Raw genomic sequence first — 18,884 nt, 5'->3', positions numbered from 1 at the left:
GTTTCAGGTGAACCCTGATACTAACGGATTACCGCGAAAGGCCGAACACCTCGGCCAAATGCCGCTCATACCGCGCCACATCTTCCTCGATGTTCGGGCGCTTCATCACGTCCACGCACAGGAACGTCGGCAGGCCGGTCATGCCGAGGAACTGATTGGCCTTGTGGAACGGGAAGTACACGGCATCCACACCCTTGGCCTCGAAGAAATCCGTCGGGTCGTCGAAGGCTTGCTGCGGGGCGTTCCAGGTCAGCGACAGCATGTATTGCTTGCCCTGCACCAGGCCTCCGCTGCCGTACTTTTGCGAAGCATCGGAACGAGTGCGACCGTCGCTGGCATAGAGGCTGCCGTGGCCTTCGGTAAAGACTTCATCGATGTATTTCTTCACAGTCCACGGGGCACCCATCCACCAGCCGGGCATCTGGTAGATGATTACGTCGGCCCAAAGAAACTTGGCGACCTCTTCCTTGATGTCGTAGCCACCGTCGATGAAGGTGGTTTTCACATCGAAACCGCCACGGTCCAGGACGCTGAGCGCCGTCTCGTGGAGGGTGGCGTTGTAGCGACCGTCGGAATGGGCGAATTGTTTGCCGCCATTGAGCAGCAGGACTTTTTTCATGGGGAAGCCTCATCGGGTTCCACGGCGTGGCCGTTGGCTGGCCGTCGCATGGAAAGGTTGAAAATGATGGCGGCAGACTACCGATGAGCCTCGCGCGGAATAAGCACCGCAACTGCAAAACTCATTTGACCTATACGCAAGAATTGACGGCCGATTGTTGCCGTAAAATCCGACACCTCTTTCATTTCAGGAGCCATCTCCATGAGCGAACTGCACGGTTTCATCCTGCACGCCAAGACCCGCCCGGAAAAAGCCGAAGCCTTCGAAGCGTTGTTCCGCGCCTACGTCGAACCCAGTCGCGCCGAACCCGGCTGCATTGAATACCACATGCTGCGGGACCAACAGGATCCAACGCTGTTTATCTTCTACGAAATCTGGGGGTCCCAGGCTGATCTGGACGTGCACTCGAACCTGCCGCACATGAAGCAATTCTTCGAACAGCGCATGGAATACCTGGAGCGCGATTTCGAGATTCGCCGCGTCGACATGCTCAGCCGGTCCTCGGCTAACCGCTGACCAACAGATGGCCGCCGAGCACACCGAGGCCAATGAAAAATACCCGTTTGAACAGCACGGCGCTGATCCGCTGGCGCAGCCATTGCCCGAGCCACATCCCCAGCAGCGCCGGTATCAGCGCCAGCAGCGACGCGCTCAACTCGCCGCCGCCCAAGGCGCCTCGCCACAACAGCCCGGCCGCCAAGGCCAATGTCGAAACGGTGAACGACAGGCCCAGGGCCTGTACCAATTCATCTCTGTTCAAACCCAACGCCTGGAGATACGGCACCGCCGGAATGACGAACACACCGGTGGCTGAGGTGATCACACCGGTGAGCAATCCGCAAAGCGGAGCAAGCCAACCTTCCTGCCCGGCACCGACCCGCAACGTCGGTAAAAACAAGCCGCTCAATGCATAAACCACCAGCGCGGCGCCCAAGCCCTTTATTGCCCAGGCGCCGCCCACCATGCCGATCCACAACGTACCGAATCCGGTGCCAATGAAAATCCCCAGCAGCAATGGCCACAAGCGCCGGAGAAGCCCTCGCAAATGCCCGCCAAACGTCAATTGCCAGACATTGGTCAGCGTCGCCGGAATGATCAACAACGCCGCTGCCTGCGTCGGAGCCATAGCCAACCCGAGCAAACCCATGGCGATCGTCGGCAGGCCGAGGCCGATCACGCCCTTGATCGTGCCGGCCAGCAGGAAGGTGCCGATGACCAGCAGAGAGAGGGCCGGGCCGAGGTTTTGGTAGAAAGCGATGAGGGTATCCATGGAACTATCGTGCGCCCGGGGTCTCGGTTTGGAAATGTGCCATATACTGAGAGTGCCTCTCTTCCAGCAAGAGGCTGAGACTTTTTTTGGCGCTACTGACGCCATCGCGAGCAAGCTCGCTCCCACAGGGGATTGCGTTCCAAATTGTGGGAGCGAGCTTGCTCGCGATGGCGATAAACCAGTCACCACGGCACTTGAAACAGGACCCTGCCTCATGCACTTCGACCTCACCGACCTGCGCCTCTACCTGAATATCCTCGACGCTGGCAACATCACCGCCGGTGCGGCTTGCAGCCATTTGTCCCTGGCAGCGGCCAGCGCTCGAGTCCGCGCCATGGAAGCGTCCCTGGGTATCGACTTGCTCGAACGCGGGCGACGCGGCGTCACCCCGACACCGGCCGGCAAAGCCTTGGCCCAGCACGCCCGAGTCCTTTTGCAACACACCGAACACCTGCAACAAGACCTGGCCGAATACGCCAGAGGCGTCAAAGGCCGGGTGCGGTTGTTGTGCAACACCAGCGCCATGACCGAATACCTGCCGGAACCACTGGCCGATTTTCTCAAGGCCCATCCGAACCTCGATATCGACTTGCAGGAATTGCCCAGTTCACGCATCACCCATGCCCTGCGCCAAGGCGCGGCGGATCTCGGGATCATTTCCGACGCCGTGGACACCGCCGGCCTTCAGGCCTGGCCTTTTCGCGACGACCCGCTGGTATTGATCCTACCGACCGGACATCCACTGGCTGACGACCGAGCCGTGCGTTTCAGCGAAACCCTGAGCCACGACTACGTCGGCCTGAACGCCTCCAGTGCCCTGGCGATCCACTTGGAAGAACAGGCCCTGCACATCGGCTCACGCATGCAAATCCGCATTCGCGCCGATGGTTTCGACGGGGTGATTCGCATGGTCGCGCACGGTGCGGGCATCGCCATCGTGCCGAAGGCGGCCATTGACCGGCGCCCGCCCGAGCCTGGGTATCACTGTGTCCCGCTGCAAGAGGCATGGGCCCATCGGGCATTGCTGCTCTGCGCCCGCAATTTCGAAGGTCTGCCTGCCTATGCCAAAGCCCTGGCCCGGCATCTGGCCGAGTGATGCGCGCTTCTGGACAGCCCGGTGTCGAGCACAGGCATCTGCCCGGCCTTGCTCCGCGCTAGGGTGCAGTTTCTTTCTTGCCCCTTTTTCGGAGCTCACATGACCGCACCCATCACCGTCCTGCGCGACACCCACCCGCTGCCCGTACTCGACGCCTGCAAATGGGAAAAGCTTGAAGGCGACCCGCACACCGTCAACCTCAACGCCTACACCAGCGAAGACGGCAGCAAGATCATGGGCACCTGGATCTGCACGCCGGGCAAATGGCGTGTGGATTACGTGAAGTGGGAATACTGCCATTTTCAGGAAGGTTACTGCGTAATCACCCCGGACGGCATGGCGCCGATCCATCTGCGCGCCGGTGATATTTTCGTCGTCGAGCCGGGCATGAAAGGTACTTGGGAAGTGGTCGAGACCGTGCGCAAATATTTCGTGTTTGCCTGAAACAAAAAACCGAGAGACCACCTGTGGCGAGGGAGCTGGCTCCCGCTCGGTTGCGCAGCAACCGCCAACAAACAGGGCTGCTACGCAGCCCAGCGGGAGCAAGCTCCCTCGCCACAAAAGCCTCTCGATACCACAGGTTTACTGCGGCTTGCGATAGCTGTTCACAATCGCCGAAAAGTCCTTGCCGCCCTCGCCCCGCTGGCTCATCGCCTGATACAGCTGCTGCGCCACTGCCCCCAATATCACCGGCTGACGAGCCTGACGCGCCGCTTCGGTGGCCAGGCCCAGGTCCTTGAGCATCAAGTCCGCACCGAAACCGCCGGTATAACCACGGGATGCCGGCGCCGTTTCGATCACGCCAGGCCACGGGTTGTAGGTATCAGAGCTCCAGCATCGCCCGGTCGAACTGTTGATGATGCCGGCCAATACCTGAGTGTCGATCCCCAAGGCATCGCCCAGCGCCATGGCTTCGCTGACACCCACCATGGAAATCCCCAGCAGCAGGTTGTTGCAAATCTTGGCAATCTGCCCGGTGCCGACTTCGCCGCAATGCACGATGTTGCGGCCCATTTGCGCCAGCACCGGCTGAAGGGTGGCGAACAGCTCGTCCGTAGCGCCAACCATGAAAGTCAGCGTGCCCGCCGCCGCGCCGCCGGTACCGCCCGAGACAGGCGCATCAGCCATGGCCACGCCTTGCTTCGCCGCAGCAGCCGCTACGTCGCGGGCAGTCTGGGGATCGATGGTGCTGCAATCCACAGCCGGCGTACCGGCGGCGATGCCGGCAAGCACACCGTCCTCACCCAGCCAGACGCTGCGCACATGGGCGGCGGCTGGCAGCATGGTTATCACCATCGACGCGCCCTGGGCCGCGTCGCGCGGCGAGGCACTGATGGTGCCGCCCAGCGCCGCCAGCTCAGCCAGCACCGCCTGGTTCAAGTCGAACAGGTTCAGCGAGTGGCCGGTCTTGAGCAAGTTGCGCGCCATGGGTGCGCCCATGTTGCCCAGGCCGATAAATGCAATATTCATGTCCGGCTCCTCAACGCAGATTGATGGTGGTGTTCACACCGTCATTGACGCTGTCGTCATCGAACCAGCGCGCGGTCACGGTCTTGGTCTGAGTGTAGAACTGCACCACTTGTTTGCCGTAAGGACCGAGGTCGCCGAGTTTCGAACCACGGGAACCGGTAAAACTGAAGAACGGTACCGGCACCGGGATCGGGATGTTGATGCCCACCTGCCCGACGTCGATTTCGCTCTGGAATTTGCGCGCCGCCGCACCGCTCTGGGTGAACAGGCCAGTGCCGTTGCCGAATGGGTTGGCGTTGACCAAGGCGATGGCCTGGTCGAGGGTATCGACTTCCAGCACCACCAGCACCGGGCCGAAGATCTCTTCGGTGTAGATGCGCATGTCGGTCGTCACGCCGGAAAACAGAGTCGGGCCGACAAAATTGCCTTGTTCGAAGCCTGGCACGCTGATGCCACGGCCATCGAGTTCCAGCTTCGCGCCTTGCTGCACGCCGCTTTCGATCAACTCAAGGATTCGCGCCTTGGCACGCTTGGAAATCACCGGGCCGACATCAGTTCCCGGCTCGCTGCCGGCGTTGACCTTGAGTTTCTGCGCCAAGGCCTTGAGCTCCGGCAACCATTGCTTGGCCGCGCCCACCATCACCACCACGGAGGTAGCCATGCAACGCTGGCCCGCCGCGCCGAAACCGGCGCCAACCAAGGCGTTGAGGGTTTGTTCACGATTGGCATCGGGCAACACCACTGCATGGTTCTTGGCGCCCATCATCGACTGCACGCGCTTGCCATGGCGGCCCGCCAAGTCATAGACATGAGTGCCGACCGCCGTCGAACCGACAAAGGAAACGGCCTTGATGTCCTTGTGCGTGCAGAGCGCATCCACCACATCCTTGCCGCCGTGCACCACGTTGAGCACGCCCGCCGGTACGCCGGCCTCGATGGCCAGCTCCACCAGGAGCATGGTCGACAACGGATCCTGTTCCGATGGCTTGAGCACAAAGGTATTGCCGCAAGCGATGGCCATCGGGAACATCCACAGCGGAATCATCGCCGGGAAGTTGAATGGCGTAATGCCCGCGCAGACCCCGATCGGTTGGCGCAGCGTGTAGGTATCCACGCCCCCGGCGACGTTCTCGGCAAACTCGCCCATCTGCAGCGTGCCGATGGAACAGGCGTGCTCGACCACTTCCAGGCCACGGAAAATATCACCCTCGGCATCGGCGATGGTCTTGCCTTGCTCGGCGCTGAGCACCGCGGCGATGCGCTTGGAATGCTCGCGAATCAAGGCTTGGAGCTTGAGCATGATGCGCATGCGCGCACCGATGGGCGTCAGTTTCCAGGTCTGGAAAGCACGCTGGGCAGCGGCGATGGCGGCATCGACTTCCGAGGCCGTGGCAAACGGAACCTTCGCCAATACCTGCTGGGTGGCCGGATTGACGATGTCGTGCCATTCGTTGGATTGGGATTCAACCCACTCGCCATCGATCAACAGTCTGACGGTTTGCAGGGCAGTGTCGCTGGGTGTAAGGGAAACGTTCATGCTGGCCTCCGGGATTGTTCTTATAAGAGAGCGCTGGTTCAGCAACGACCAAGGTGAACAGACACCTTGGTGAGAAGACGGTTTTTGGAGTATAGATGTGCAAACTTCTAATAAGAACGCACATAAAGTCCGGTCCATCATGCAAAAAAACATCACCTCCCTGGGGTCGCTGAATTGGGATGACCTCAAGTTTTTCCTCGAAGTGGCCCGTACCCGCAAGGCCAGCACGGCCGCCAAGCGCCTGGCCGTCGACTACACCACGGTGTCGCGACGCATCAGCTCGCTGGAAGCTTCGTTGGGCACGCTGCTGTTCGAAAAATCCCGGACCAACGGTTTTGTCCTGACGGCCGAAGGCCAGCGATTGCTGGGCTACGCCGAATCGATCGAAAGCACGCTGCACATGGCTTGCGAACAGGTTTCAGGCTCCGGCGTCGCGCTGTCCGGCCATGTGCGCATGGGCTGCACAGAAGGCTTCGGCAGTTTTTTCATCACGCCGCAACTGAGCCATTTCGTCGACGCCTACCCGGCCATTTCCGTGGACATCCTGCCGCTGCCGCACTTCATCAGCCTCTCCAAGCGCGAAGCCGATATCGTCATCGCCCTCGAACGCCCGGAACACGGCCCATACGTATGCTGCAAGCTGTGCGACTACCGCCTGCAGCTCTACGCCACCCAGCAATACCTGGACAACCACCCGCCCATCCACCGTCCGGCAGACTTGGGCAAGCATTCGTTTATCAGCTATGTGGACGATCTGGCATTCAGTTCCGAGCTGCTGTACCTGGCCAACGTCCTGCCTGGCGCGCATGCCCATCTGCGCAGCACCAGCGTGATCGCGCAATTCGTCGCGGCGCAGCAAGGCCGCTCGCTGGCGATCCTGCCGTGCTTCCTCGCGGCCCAGGACCCACGCCTGTTGCCAGTGCTGCCGGAGGAAATCACGGTCACCCGGCAGTTCTGGATGTACTGCCGGGAAGACCTGCGCAAGCTCAAGCGGATTACATTGTTGTGGGATTACATTCGCGAGGTGACTGAACAGAACCGGCCATTGCTGATGGGCGACAGCCGGGAGATGGTGTTCGCCGATTAGTCGGCAATGACCACGATGGCAACGCGACGGTTCTCGGTGCGGCCGCTGGCCGTGTCGTTGGACGCGACAGGTTGGCTACTGCCCAGGCCGCGCAGCTGGACGTTCTCTTCGCGCATGCCCACGCCTGTCAGGACCTTGCCAACGCTGTTGGCCCGGCGTATCGACAGTTGTTCGTTATAGGCTTGGGAGCCTGATGCGTCGGTATGACCGTCGACACGTACTCGCTCGATACCCGCGCCCAGCAGTGCCTTGCCGATCCGCTCGACAATTTCGGTACTGGCCGGGTTGAGGCTTTCCACGTCACTGCCAAACAGCACTTTGCCGGAGAGACCGAAGGCCCAGCCCTCCTCCGTCAGCTTGAATCCCTGTTCCTTGAGCACGGCGATTTGCGCAGGGGACAGGCCCTTCTGCGGCGCCGTCTGGCATCCCGAGAGGGTAAAAAAGGCGAGCAATAAAAATGCTGCGAATCGCAGCAGGGGGAAACGAGCATTTGAACGCATGCAATCAGCTCCTGGTTTGAAGATCCGCGACCGGGTGCTCCGACCCCGCCGTGTGTTGGCCGCCTCGGGCGAGGCGTTTGGCCTGGTACATCGCCGCATCGGCGGCACTCAGCAAGGCGCCCGGCGTGGCGCCATGTTCGGGGAAAACCGCGATACCGACACTGAGGGACGTCAGGACCGAGGCATTGCCGGGCAACTGAATCGGCATATCCATGCTGGCAATGATTTTTTCAGCGATCCGCTCGGCATCCTCGACCTTGTGCAGCGGCGTCAGCAGCACGGCAAACTCATCGCCCCCCAGACGCGCGACCAGGTCATTCTCTCGCAACTGCGCACGGACCCGGGTCGCCACGGCAGTCAGCACCGCGTCGCCGGCAGCGTGACCGAAGTTGTCATTGATGCCCTTGAAGCGGTCGCTGTCCAGGTACAGGACGGCCACCTGCTCGTCGAGCTTACTGGCATTGCGCAATGCGCGGATCAATCGACCTTCGAAAAATGCCCGGTTAGGCAATCCGGTCAGGCTGTCATGGCTGGCCTGGTGAGCCAACGATTCGTTTTCACTTTGCAGATGGGTCTGCCAGGATTCCAGTTCGGCAAGCAAAGCGTTGAAGTCGTTGCCCAGGTTGTCCAGTTCAGCAATATCGGCCGGCGGCACGCGGCGATCCAGGGCGCGCTCGCAACGCGCGGCGTGAGCCACTTCAGCCAGGCTGCGCAGCGGCCCGGTAATCGACCGCAACTGGCGTCTCGCCAGATACAGCGCGACCCAGGCGCTTATCGCCGTACATAAAACAATGCCCGCCAAACCGCTGAGCAAAAAGCGCAACAGGCTTCCGCCATGTCCCGCCAGCAAGATCCTACCGATGTTCTGCCCTTGGTGGACGATGGGAAGGCTGATAGGTTTTTCCAGGAATGCCTTCGCGATATGCAATTCCAGCCCCGACAAGAGACCGGTGTCGGGTCGCTGCCAATGAGCCAAAAGCCGACCGTGCTCATTGAATATCTGTGCATCGGCGACTTCTTCGGTGGCGGCAATCAGCGCCAGCGCTTCCGTGGCGGCGGCCGCGTCATCAAACACCACGGCGGCTTCCACGGTGTAATTGATTGAACGGGCGATCAAATGCAGGTTGTGATCGGCGTAGACCCGCAAGGCGAGCACGCCGAGCAGCGTCAGGGAAACACTGGCCATGGTGATCGCCACCAGCGCGACGATCAGATGGCCGCGACCGATGACCGAGCCCAACGTGGGACGAGTTCGTAGTTTTGACGAACTCATGGGGCGACCGGCCTGCGACGTGAAAGCTGGAGAACGCTCGGATGAATTCGCACGCCACTGCGCGCCACCGAATCAAGGTTGACCTCGAACGACACTTGCTCATCGCCTACCCGCAAGCAGAACAGACTGCCTACGGTGCATTGATCGCCCCCTTCGCTGATGCTCAACACAGGTTTGCCTATCAATGAAGTGAACAGGCGTGAGCGTTCATCATTGGTCAGCCTGCCAATGTAGACGGCGTTGCAGTCATCGGCGATGCCAGGATGATCTGCCAGCACCCGTTGTACGGACACCGGTCGGCCCGTGGCCTGGGTCGTACCTTTGACAAGCACATCGGTGTATTGAGTCGGACCGACGATGCAGAGCTGTAATTGTGTCGGCTCCACAGGCCAACGGGCATAGCTGAGGATACCCAGCACAACCTGGGTGACCGCTTCGGCGCGCTGGTCGGCGCGGTCGGGGATTGCCTGTTCTTGGGCGACCACCACGAATGACAGCAGCCACAGGAAGCCGGCCAGCACATGAGGCTTCCAGTCCTTGCTGCACGCTGCCCCCCGAACTGCCACCATCCTGGATGATCCCTGGTTAGATAAGAGCCGAAACGATAACACAGTGTCAAAAAGCCAGCGAGACCAGTGCCTTGCGGCGCTTTTCGACAAAAAACAGGCGGAACCGCGATCGAAGCATCAAAGGTGAAAGCTGATCGATCAGCCACTCTGCTCCCATTCCAACATCAACCCGCTCAGGCGCTTGACCTTGCGGCGCACGGCCTCCTCGAATACCCCGGCCCTCGGTTCTATGAGACTGAACCATTGCTTGCCCCGGGTAATCGCCGTGTATACCAGTTCCTTGGTCAACACAGGGTTCAACGCATCGGGAAGGATGAGCGCCGTGTGGGTGAACTCCGAGCCTTGGGATTTGTGCACCGTCATGGCGTACACCGTTTCCACATCATTCAGGCGACTGGGGAGGACAAAACGCACGCCACCTTGGCCATCGTTGCGAGGGAAGGCGACTCTCAACACCTGCCTGCCCGCCTCAGGCCCTTCACGCTCAGGCAGCTTGAGGGCGATGCCAATATCGCCGTTCATCAACCCGAGCCCGTAGTCGTTGCGAGTCATCAGTACCGGACGCCCCTCGTACCAGAGGTGATCGTTGTCGATCAAACGAGCCTTGAGCAACGCAGCCGTGATCCGCTGATTCAGCCCCTCGACACCCCACGGGCCTTTGCGCACGGCACAGAGCAACTGGAACTCATCGAATGCCGCCAGGACATCCCTGGCCCAATCCGTCCAGCAACTGTCTTCCAATGGACGAGAAATGTCCGGGCGCCGTTGCCGCAACAGGTTCAGGTAATGCCGATACCCTTGCGGGCCATCTGCTTGGCCATCGAGCAGAAAGCGCTCCAGCACTCCGTCATGCTCGCTTTTGAGCGCAAGGGAAAACAGGTCCGCATATTGACCACCCCGCAGTAGCTGACGGGCTTTCTCCGGCTGCTGCTGATTCACGCTGCGGGCCAATTGCCCAATGCCGCTGCCTTCGCCAAAGCGCCGGGAATGCCTGAGCATGACGACTTGCTGGGCCAGGGGATGAGCCCCCTCGAGGTCCTGCTTCAGGTCGCTGGCCGCCAGGTTCTCGCCGCTGACGGACTCGAGCCAAGCCAGGGTCTGCGGGCTATACCAGCCCTCCTCGGCATCCCGACATAGATCCCCCAGCACGGCGCCAGCCTCGACCGACGCCAACTGGTCCTTGTCTCCCAGCAGCACCAGCCGCGCATGAGGCGGCAGTGCATCCAGCAAATTCGCCATCATTTCCAGGTCGATCATCGACGCTTCATCAACCACCAGCACATCCAGTGGCAAGCGATTGCCCCGATGATGGCGAAAATGCCGAGTGCCGGGGCGGCTGCCCAGCAAACGATGGACGGTGGTGACATCGCAGGGAATGCGCTCGCGTACGCCATCGGTCACATCCAGCGTCCGGACCTGCTGGCTGATGGACTCGGTCAAGCGCGCCGCTGCCTTGCCCGTGGGCGCGGCCAGGCGAATACGCAGCGGTTTCCCAGCCTCGACAGCCGGCGCCTGCAACAAGGCAAGCAGGCGCACCACCGTGGTGGTCTTGCCGGTGCCCGGGCCGCCAGTCACGATGCTGAAGGCGCTCCGGGTCGCCAGCGCGCAGGCCAGCTTCTGCCAGTCGATCGGACCTGTGGCGCTGGCCACTCCGAACAATCCCGCAAGGCGTTCGCGCAGGTCATCGGGCGCTGCGCCATGATCGGCCAGCCGTTGACGCAACGCTTCATCGATCCGCCGTTCATAGGCCCAGTAACGGCGCAGATAGAGGCGTTTGCCCGACAGTACCAACGGCCGCTGCTGCGCCTCTTCAGTCATGTCGACCGCCAGGGCCACCAGGCGGCTGGATGCCAGGACCTTGCACCAATGGGCAGCGTCCAGCGCTTGCAATATCTGCGACGGCAACAACGTTGCGCCTGTCTGAACGTCGCCCTCGGGAGGAAGCGACAATGCGAAATCCGGCTCGCTGAGTGTCTCGAAAAGATCCAGGCAGACGTGCCCATGACCCAGTTGATGGCTGGTCAGAGCCGCGGCGAGCAGTACCAGCGGATCATCGTTGGGCTCCAGCTCATGGAGGAATGCGACGAACGCCTTGTCCAAGGCTCGAAGCCAGCCGCGCTCCACCCAACGCGTGAGCAGCAGCAACAGATCACTCGCCTGACTCAGCGGCGCAAGGTTGGCCAGGCTCTCGTCTTCGGACGGTTTGGGGAGCAGATCGGCAAAAGAACGACTCATAACAGCTCTCCCTGTACCCACGCCGGTTCGGCCTTGGGTTCGGGTGCCCCTTGGAACAGGCGATCGAGTTGTTCGATCAACGCTCGTGGGGGCTTGGTGAAATACACGCCTTGGCTGGCTGCGCGCGTACCACGCAAGAATATATACAGCGCTCCGCCGACATGCCGGTCGTAGTCATAATCGGGCAAGCGCGCCTTGAGCTGGCGATGCAGTGCCAACAGGTACAGGACGTATTGCAAGTCGTAGCGATTATCCAGGATCGATTGTTCCATCGCCTGCACGGTGTAGGCCGTGTCATCAGCCCCCAGCCAGTTGGACTTGTAATCAGCCACGTAGTACCGACCGTCATGTTCGAAGGTCAAGTCGATGAAACCCTTGAACATGCCGTTGAGCAACACCGGCTCCGCCGCGATACGAGCCACGCCGCCATGGGTGAATCGGCAGACGAGTTCGTCAAGCTTGAGCACATCGACTTTGTGACTGGCGAACCAGAACTCCATTTCGACCTGGAACCGAGTCAGGTGCGTCAACAACACCGGAGCCTGGCCGCCACCGATATGCAAGGGTGTTGTAATCAGGTGCTGCAACCAGTCGCCTAGCGTGGTGATCCAGCCTTTCCAGCCTCGGCGGTTGCAACGTCGGGCAATAGCATCCTCGATTACCGCTGGTGTGGTGGTAAATCCTTCCCTGGCCGACCATTCCAGAAGACCGTGCAGGAACGTGCCCGGGTTCGGGCCACGTGGAAAGCGATGGATGTCGCCGCCGACGGCAACCACTTCCCTGGGGGCATCCGGGTCAAGACGCTCGTCATCGAACTGTTTCTGCGCCTGTGGATTTTCCGGTGCGGTGTCACCGCCCGCGCTAAGCGTTTCGCCCAGGCGCAATGCGCTGTAGGAAGCGATCCACCAATTCTCGCTGGCTTTGCGTGCCGGCAACAAAGGTGCGCGCAACACCGCTTCGTTTTGGGCAGGCCGGTAGTGGTCATCGTTGGCCTGGGGCATCTCCTGGCAGCTCACCGCTTGGCTGCCTTGTTGCAAATCTTCCAGCCATTGCCGCAACGCCACCGACTCCGTGAGCGGTGCGCCACCGCTCAATAGATAACCCAGCGCTGACAGGTGCAGGATCGAGCGGCTGTTGCTGCCACGCTTGAGATCGGCGACACCCAGCCAGCAGGCATGCTGGGCGCGAGTCAGCGCCACATACAGGAGGCGCAGGTCTTCGGCCAGGCGTTCATCATCGGCCTTGGCGATCAATTCGGGGGTAGGCGTGAGACTGATTTGCGCCTGGCGGGCTTCGTCGTGGTAATGCAAAGGCAATCGGCTGCCGTCCACCGGTTTCGTCGAGCAAATGAACGGCAGGAAGACCAACGGATATTCGAGTCCCTTGGACTTGTGAATCGTCACCACCTTGACCAACTGCTCATCGCTTTCCAGGCGCAGGATCTGTTCTTCTCCGGCCTGCCCGGTCAACGCCAGATGCTCGGATAGATACCGAATCAGTGCCTGCTCGCCATCCAGCTCGACGGCAGCCTGCTGCAACAGTTCGCATAGATGCAGCAAATTGGTCAGCACCCGCTCCCCGTCGTTCCGCGTCATCAAGGCCTGGGGCAATTTGAAATCGTGCAGCAGGCGCCGCAACATCGGCAGCACACCCTGGGTACGCCAGACCTGCCGATACCCACGAAACTGCATGACGCGACTTTCCCATGCCAGCTCATCCTGATTCAGGCGCTCCAGCTCCGTCAGCGGCAAATTCAATGTGATACTGGCCAGTGCCGCTCGCAATGGGCGTTCGTCATCCGGCTCGGCGCATGCCTTCAGCCAAGTCAGCAAGTCCCGTGCTTCTTGCGCGGCAAACACCGAATCCTTGTCGGACAGGTAGACGCTACGTACGCCTCGTGCAGACAACTCGCCGCGCACGGCCTGCGCTTCCTTGCCATCGCGAACCAGAATGGCGATATCCGCCGGCAGCAGCCCACGCACCACTTCCCCATCAATGACAAACCCATCACGCCCCGATTGGCCGCCGTTGAGCAGCGCCGTGATCTCAGTGGCGCAGGTAGCAGCCATGTGTTGCCGATACATTGCGCCAGAGAGTGGTTGGTCCGACGCCAGGTGCCAGACATTCAATGCGGGGACGGTTTGTCCTGCGATCAGCAAGGATTCCTTTCGTCCTTGGGATCCCACCGCGAGGAACGGTACCGGATTTTCCCCCGAGGGTTCTCGGAACAGGAAAGCCCCGCGCCCTTTTGGACGGGTTTCCGCGTTCTGGAAAATATGGTTCACGGCGCCGACCATGGCATGGCTGGAACGGAAGTTCGTTCCCAGCGTATGCAGCCTGCCGGCAGTGGCTTCCCGGGCGCGCAGGTAGGTATAAATGTCGGCCCCCCGGAAAGCATAAATGGCCTGTTTCGGGTCGCCGATCAGGAACAGCCCTGTTTCGGGATCGTTGTCCTTGATGCGATAAATACTTTCGAATATCCGGTACTGGACCGGGTCGGTGTCCTGGAACTCATCGATCAGAGCGACCGGAAACTGCTCACGAATCACACTCGCCAGACGTTCCCCGCCTTCAGCCTGCAGCGCCGCGTCCAGACGCAACAACATATCGTCGAAGCCCATTTCCGCTCGGCGACGCTTTTCCGCCTCGAAGCGCTCCCCTACCCATTGCGCGGCATGCTGCAACACCGCTGCATCGGGTGTCGGCAACGCGTCCAGGCCGGCCTTGAGACCTGACATCGCGTCCAGGCCGGGGTGATTTGGCACTTCGCCCTTCCAGGCTTCGGCCATCCCCTCTGGTGTCAACCGCGTGAATCCCGTGCCGATGTCCAAAAGCTCAACGCTTTCATCCTCTACCCAGGCCGTGATCTTCTGGAACCACGGTTCAAAATAGCGGGCTTGCATCTTGCGCCCGTCGACACTTTTATTGGCAACACCTTGCTGGCATATCTCCAGCAACTCCACCGCCCACTGACGCCACGGCGCCTTGAGATCAAGCAGGGCGGCGCTGCGCTCTTGCAGGGATGCGGCGATAAGCTCCGCGGGCTCAAGCCCATCATCATTGCCACGCCCGTTGGAAAACAGGCCTTTTACTCGCGGCAACAATGCCGCAGGCCCACCCCAGTGGGTACGCACCCAATCCAACGCCTCGCCTTGCATCGAATAGCAGAACAGCCGCCAATAGTCGCGCAGCACCTCGCCGAGCAGTTCGCTGTGATCGGTTTCCAGGGTCTGGGTAAACAAGCTTCCACTGTCAAAGGCATGCTCGCGCAACATGCGCTGGCACCAGCCATGGATCGTCGAAACAGCCGCCTCATCCATCCATTGCGCTGCGATATCGAGTCGGTTGGCACAGGCAGGCCATTGCCCTTCGTCAAACTCGTCACGCAACGCTGTTACCAACGAGTCTGGAGCAGGAATTTCGTCGCGAAAAAAACGCGCCGCCTCTGCCAGGCGCGTACGGATACGGTCGCGCAACTCCTTGGTGGCGGCATCGGTAAAGGTCACCACCAGGATCTGTGGAGGAAGCAGTTCGCGACCAAAACCGGCCGCCGATCCACCGTGACCCAATACCAGGCGCAAGTACAAAGCCGAAATGGTGAAGGTCTTGCCAGTACCGGCGCTGGCCTCGATCAACTGACTGCCACGCAGTGGGAAGGCCAGGGCCAACGGAGTTTGCCGACTCATGAACGCACGTCCTCATCGACCAGTGAACGCCAGGACGCTTCGAATAACGGACGATAAAGCGCATCGCACCAGTCGGGAAATGTTTCGTCTGCAGTGAGCGCGTCGAAGTCAGCGAACTGTCGAGCCAGGGCCGGGCTTTCCCGCCGCTCGCCTTCGAAATTCAGACCGTCGCCTTCATAGGCTTTTCGAGCCGCCGCTTCGGCCTTTCCGGGATCGCTCTGACCGAGCCAGGCAAAGGCAGTCTTCACCGCGATCGGCAGCGGCTCACGCATGCCTGTCTGCCAGGCTTGCAACAGATCACCGAGCAGTCTTCGCGCAACAGCTTCTTCAAACGGCGCCAACAGCAAGCTGTCATCACTGGCGACCAATGCGGTTGTCATCGAAAGTCCGTTGGCGCACGCCACAAGATGATTTACCCAAGGTCGTATCAGGCGATGCCATTTCCGAGTCTTGGTGGAGCCGATGCTGTTGGGGATGGCGGTAATCGCCAAGACCGCACCATCAGATCGCTGGTGCAGACCACTGAGCCAACCTTCGACACTCACATCGTCCAATTGCAGATTGATGGGTACGGCGCTTGTCAGCGGATTCGGCCACAACGCCAAAAGCTGCTGGTAACGTTGGAGCAAGTCAGGCAATGGCTCGATCAACTCACGCTGCATGCTTTCACCAAAACCAGCCATGGGTAACAGGCCACTGTTCTGGAGCCGTTTGGCATGCGCCTGCAATGCAAGATCAGGTTGGTCGAGACGAATGAGCGCGGCTTCGAGCAGGCTGTCACTCAAGCTGTAACGCTGCAGCGCATCAAGCACGAAAGGCTCATCATCCGCCAAGGGAGCTTCGATGCTCTCGAAAAACACCTTGAGTCGCTGGCTGAAAAAATGACGGACAGGATTGCGCAGGAAATCCTGCAACTGACCAAGTCCCAAGGGTTCTTCCTGAACATAAGGGGCCAATCGCTGAGGCATCTGCGTGTGATCTTGGGACTCATGAATCACTCGCCATTCGCTGGCATAACTGAATAGCTGATCGTCCTGGTAAAAATAGCGAGCACTGAACGGTTGTAGAGGATGCGCCTGGGTGAGTGCGTCAAGAAGGCTTCCCTTGTCATCCGCCAACCGCCAGCCACTGGCAAGATGATCGCGTAGCTGGCCGACGAGAACGGATGGCGGTCGTTCGCTATTGTCACGAATGCTGCGTCCCACCCAACTGATGTAAAGTTTTTCCCGTGCTGAAAGAAGCGCCTCCAGCATCAAGTACCGATCATCCTCGCGCCGAGAGCGATCGCCAGGCCGATAATCGCTGCCCATCAGGTCGAAGTCCAACGGCGGTTGGGCTCGAGGGTAATCACCGTCATTCATTCCCAGCAAACAGACCAGCTTGAAGGGGATCGCTCGCATCGGCATCAAGGTACAAAAGTTGACCGCACCAGCGAGGAATCGCTGGGACAATCGCCCCTGGTCCAACCCGGCCAGCCAGGCCTCCCTTACAACCGTCAATGGCAGCTCATCGTGCAGGGCAACCGACTCGCAGGTTTCCAGCCAGGTCTCACGCAGGTCTTCGAGCTGGGTCAGCAGATAATCGTCGTGTTCATTACTCGCCAAGAAGAACAGCTGCATCAGGTCATGCAGGCGCGCGCCCCAATCCTGAGGCGATGCTGGCTGGCTGAGCTCCTGATGAGCGACTTCCAAGGCATCCAGCAACGCCACCAGAGGACCGATCAACGCCGCATCGAGACCGCCGATTTCGTCATACGGCTCGATGCCTTCGTAAGCCTGCGAATTGCCGACCGCATACCCTAATAACATGCGACGCAGGCCGAAACGCCAGCTGTTCTGTTCAAGCTCTGCTGGCAAACCCAGCCCGGCACGATGTTCGGCACTCATTCCCCAACGGATGCCGGCCCCCTCGATCCAACGGTGCAGCGTTGGCAAATCGGACTCGCCAATGCCAAACCGCTCGCGCAACGCCGGGACGTCCAGCAGATCAAGGATCTCGCTCACTGGAAAGCGACTATCAGGAAGCTTGAGCAGATGTTCCACTGCGATCAGAAGCGGGTCACGTCCCCGCTGGCCTTGGTCGGTCAGGGTGAATGGAATGAAACGAGCGTCGAATTTATCAAGTTGACCGAACACCGCACGAATATGCGGCGCATAACTGTCGATATCCGGAACCATGACGATGATGTCGCGGGGGCGCAAGGTCGGATCCTTACTGAACTGAGCAAGGAGCTGATCATGGAGGATCTCGACTTCGCGTTGCGCGCTGTGGGCGATATGGAAGCGGATGGACTCATCTTCCTGGGTATCGACCGCCGGCCACTGCTCTCGAGTTTCGTCCAAGGGACGCAATTCAAGAATGTCATTCTGCAACTGGCTGAGGAGGGTGGCGGGTTGGCCGTCGCTGAACAGATCGATTCGCCCTTCGCGGAACACCGAGCGATAGGTCGTGGGGTCATCGTAACTGTCGAGCAGATTGATATAGTCGCGCCCCTGTTTTCCCCAGGCAGCCAATAAAGGGTGAGCATGTTGATGCAACGTTTGCGAGTCGAGGACTTCGGGCATGCCGCGCTTGCGTGCCTGCCGTTTGTATTGGTGGCGCAGCAGGTCCTTGTCCGCCACGATATCTGCCCAATGATGTCGGCATGGATTGTGGACACACAGCAAAACCTGGCTAAACCGTGAGAGCCCGGCAAGAGCCTCGAGGACTTGGGCGGGCAATGACGATATGCCAAAGACGATTACTCTCGCAGGCAAGCCTTGTGGAGCGGCTTCCAGGCTGTTGATGCACTCCAGATAGCGCTGATGAACACCGGCACGGCTTTGGGCCATGCCCTTCTCCCCTACATCCACCAACAGGGCTCGCCACAACTCCGCTTGCCAGCAATTGGCCGCCGCGAGCGGCTTGATTTCACCGCGGACGGTTCTCGTCTGGTGTCGCCCCTGTGCCCAGTCTTCAAGCCAGTCGGCACGGTAGACCTGATACTGGTCAAACAGATCAGCCAGACGCTCAGACAGTTGGTACCGCTTGCGCAAGTCAGCGTCATGAGTGAGAAAACGTCGCAGGGGTTCGAAATGAGGCTGTTCGATCAACTGCGGCAGGAGACGCATCAACCGCCATGTGAGCGGGGCCTTGTCCAAAAGGGATTTGGCAGGGATTTCGTCACGCCCGAGCACCATTCGATAGAGTTGCCACATGAAGCTACCTGGCAACTGCACATCAATGGCTGCCGCAATGCCGCAACCGCCGCTATCGTCGTCTTCCGGGTCCTCAGCCAGCGCGAGCTTAAGCCATTGGGCGATACCGTTGCTTTGTACCAGCGCGATTTCATTTTCAAGAGGGGCCAGCGGGTAACGCCGCATCAGGCTGATCACCAGGCTGCGCAATTCATCAAGGCGATTCCCGTGAACCACCATGAAAGCTGGGCTAAGGGACGTTGCGTCCGGCATCAAAGGCATCCTTGAAAATGCAAAAGCTAGGGCAGAACCTTAGCATTGTCGGGGGACTGTGACAGCCGGGAGCTGTCTGCGTTTGTCGTAAGA

The 18,884-nt window shown here is 60.2% G+C and carries 14 protein-coding genes; 4 read left to right on the top strand and 10 right to left on the bottom strand.

Translation table 11 applies throughout. The features are described from left to right. Positions 1-28: 28 nt before the first annotated feature. On the bottom strand, positions 29-619 hold the full coding sequence (locus FHK92_RS07390) for an NAD(P)H-dependent oxidoreductase (RefSeq protein WP_181287494.1): 591 nt from the start codon (positions 617-619) through the stop codon (positions 29-31). A 201-nt stretch (positions 620-820) separates the two neighbouring features. On the opposite strand from FHK92_RS07390, the gene FHK92_RS07385 reads away from it, so the two are divergent. Beyond that, positions 821-1,135, top strand: coding sequence for a putative quinol monooxygenase (locus FHK92_RS07385; protein WP_181287493.1), 315 nt, complete (start codon positions 821-823; stop codon positions 1,133-1,135). Here FHK92_RS07385 and FHK92_RS07380 read toward each other — a convergent pair. Beyond that, complete coding sequence (locus tag FHK92_RS07380) at positions 1,125-1,889, bottom strand: sulfite exporter TauE/SafE family protein (RefSeq protein WP_181287492.1); 765 nt, start codon at positions 1,887-1,889, stop codon at positions 1,125-1,127. The two genes, FHK92_RS07385 and FHK92_RS07380, sit on opposite strands and share 11 nt — an antisense overlap. Before the next feature lie 214 nt (positions 1,890-2,103). On the opposite strand from FHK92_RS07380, the gene FHK92_RS07375 reads away from it, so the two are divergent. Next, on the top strand, positions 2,104-2,985 hold the full coding sequence (locus FHK92_RS07375; protein WP_181287491.1) for a LysR substrate-binding domain-containing protein: 882 nt from the start codon (positions 2,104-2,106) through the stop codon (positions 2,983-2,985). Positions 2,986-3,084: 99 nt separating this feature from the next. Then, the gene (locus tag FHK92_RS07370; RefSeq protein WP_003177747.1) at positions 3,085-3,429 is read left to right on the top strand and encodes a cupin domain-containing protein; all 345 of its coding nucleotides are present in this window, start codon (positions 3,085-3,087) and stop codon (positions 3,427-3,429) included. Between the two features lie 138 nt (positions 3,430-3,567). Here the strand turns inward: FHK92_RS07370 and mmsB are convergent, their stop codons facing one another. Next, on the bottom strand, positions 3,568-4,455 hold the full coding sequence (gene mmsB, locus FHK92_RS07365; RefSeq protein ID WP_181287490.1) for a 3-hydroxyisobutyrate dehydrogenase: 888 nt from the start codon (positions 4,453-4,455) through the stop codon (positions 3,568-3,570). Positions 4,456-4,465: 10 nt separating this feature from the next. Continuing rightward, positions 4,466-5,992: a CoA-acylating methylmalonate-semialdehyde dehydrogenase gene (locus FHK92_RS07360; protein WP_181287489.1), complete on the bottom strand. Its 1,527-nt coding sequence runs from the start codon at positions 5,990-5,992 to the stop codon at positions 4,466-4,468. 139 nt (positions 5,993-6,131) lie between these two features. On the opposite strand from FHK92_RS07360, the gene FHK92_RS07355 reads away from it, so the two are divergent. Then, positions 6,132-7,079 (top strand): LysR family transcriptional regulator, encoded by a 948-nt coding sequence (locus tag FHK92_RS07355; RefSeq protein WP_181287488.1) that lies wholly within the window; start codon positions 6,132-6,134, stop codon positions 7,077-7,079. On the opposite strand, the gene FHK92_RS07350 is transcribed toward FHK92_RS07355, so the two are convergent. The 6 genes from FHK92_RS07350 to recC all read right to left on the bottom strand — a co-directional run bounded on the left by FHK92_RS07350 (position 7,076) and on the right by recC (position 18,791). Next, positions 7,076-7,579, bottom strand: a complete 504-nt coding sequence (locus tag FHK92_RS07350) for an OmpA family protein (protein WP_181287487.1) — start codon at positions 7,577-7,579, stop codon at positions 7,076-7,078. The two genes, FHK92_RS07355 and FHK92_RS07350, sit on opposite strands and share 4 nt — an antisense overlap. Before the next feature lie 4 nt (positions 7,580-7,583). Beyond that, positions 7,584-8,852 (bottom strand): diguanylate cyclase domain-containing protein, encoded by a 1,269-nt coding sequence (locus tag FHK92_RS07345; RefSeq protein WP_181287486.1) that lies wholly within the window; start codon positions 8,850-8,852, stop codon positions 7,584-7,586. Then, positions 8,849-9,421, bottom strand: a complete 573-nt coding sequence (locus FHK92_RS07340; protein ID WP_181287485.1) for a YfiR family protein — start codon at positions 9,419-9,421, stop codon at positions 8,849-8,851. Before FHK92_RS07340 ends, FHK92_RS07345 begins: the two co-directional genes overlap by 4 nt. Before the next feature lie 138 nt (positions 9,422-9,559). Next, a complete protein-coding gene (recD, locus tag FHK92_RS07335) occupies positions 9,560-11,656 on the bottom strand; it encodes an exodeoxyribonuclease V subunit alpha (RefSeq protein ID WP_181287484.1) in 2,097 nt (698 codons plus the stop codon). Then, entirely contained in the window at positions 11,653-15,342 is a 3,690-nt protein-coding gene (gene recB / locus FHK92_RS07330; protein WP_181287483.1) for an exodeoxyribonuclease V subunit beta, read from the bottom strand. Before recB ends, recD begins: the two co-directional genes overlap by 4 nt. Further along, positions 15,339-18,791 carry an exodeoxyribonuclease V subunit gamma gene (recC, locus tag FHK92_RS07325; protein ID WP_181287482.1) on the bottom strand — a complete coding sequence of 1,151 codons (3,453 nt, stop codon included), beginning with the start codon at positions 18,789-18,791 and terminating at the stop codon, positions 15,339-15,341. The genes recB and recC overlap by 4 nt, the downstream gene beginning before the upstream one ends. Positions 18,792-18,884: the final 93 nt, after the last annotated feature.

Source organism: Pseudomonas brassicacearum subsp. neoaurantiaca (genome assembly GCF_013608025.1).
GTDB lineage: Bacteria > Pseudomonadota > Gammaproteobacteria > Pseudomonadales > Pseudomonadaceae > Aquipseudomonas.
This window is presented reverse-complemented; position numbering and strand designations above follow the sequence as displayed.

Bases quoted from the DNA above. Each gene is read 5' to 3' on its own strand.
- FHK92_RS07375 (WP_181287491.1), top strand. From the start codon at position 2,104: ATGCACTTCGACCTCACCGACCTGCGCCTCTACCTGAATATCCTCGAC.
- FHK92_RS07380 (WP_181287492.1), bottom strand. From the start codon at position 1,889: ATGGATACCCTCATCGCTTTCTACCAAAACCTCGGCCCGGCCCTCTCT.
- FHK92_RS07355 (WP_181287488.1), top strand. From the start codon at position 6,132: ATGCAAAAAAACATCACCTCCCTGGGGTCGCTGAATTGGGATGACCTC.
- FHK92_RS07340 (WP_181287485.1), bottom strand. From the start codon at position 9,421: ATGGTGGCAGTTCGGGGGGCAGCGTGCAGCAAGGACTGGAAGCCTCAT.
- recC (WP_181287482.1), bottom strand. From the start codon at position 18,791: ATGCCGGACGCAACGTCCCTTAGCCCAGCTTTCATGGTGGTTCACGGG.
- FHK92_RS07345 (WP_181287486.1), bottom strand. From the start codon at position 8,852: ATGAGTTCGTCAAAACTACGAACTCGTCCCACGTTGGGCTCGGTCATC.
- FHK92_RS07350 (WP_181287487.1), bottom strand. From the start codon at position 7,579: ATGCGTTCAAATGCTCGTTTCCCCCTGCTGCGATTCGCAGCATTTTTA.
- recD (WP_181287484.1), bottom strand. From the start codon at position 11,656: ATGAGTCGTTCTTTTGCCGATCTGCTCCCCAAACCGTCCGAAGACGAG.
- FHK92_RS07360 (WP_181287489.1), bottom strand. From the start codon at position 5,992: ATGAACGTTTCCCTTACACCCAGCGACACTGCCCTGCAAACCGTCAGA.
- recB (WP_181287483.1), bottom strand. From the start codon at position 15,342: ATGAGTCGGCAAACTCCGTTGGCCCTGGCCTTCCCACTGCGTGGCAGT.
- FHK92_RS07390 (WP_181287494.1), bottom strand. From the start codon at position 619: ATGAAAAAAGTCCTGCTGCTCAATGGCGGCAAACAATTCGCCCATTCC.
- FHK92_RS07370 (WP_003177747.1), top strand. From the start codon at position 3,085: ATGACCGCACCCATCACCGTCCTGCGCGACACCCACCCGCTGCCCGTA.
- mmsB (WP_181287490.1), bottom strand. From the start codon at position 4,455: ATGAATATTGCATTTATCGGCCTGGGCAACATGGGCGCACCCATGGCG.
- FHK92_RS07385 (WP_181287493.1), top strand. From the start codon at position 821: ATGAGCGAACTGCACGGTTTCATCCTGCACGCCAAGACCCGCCCGGAA.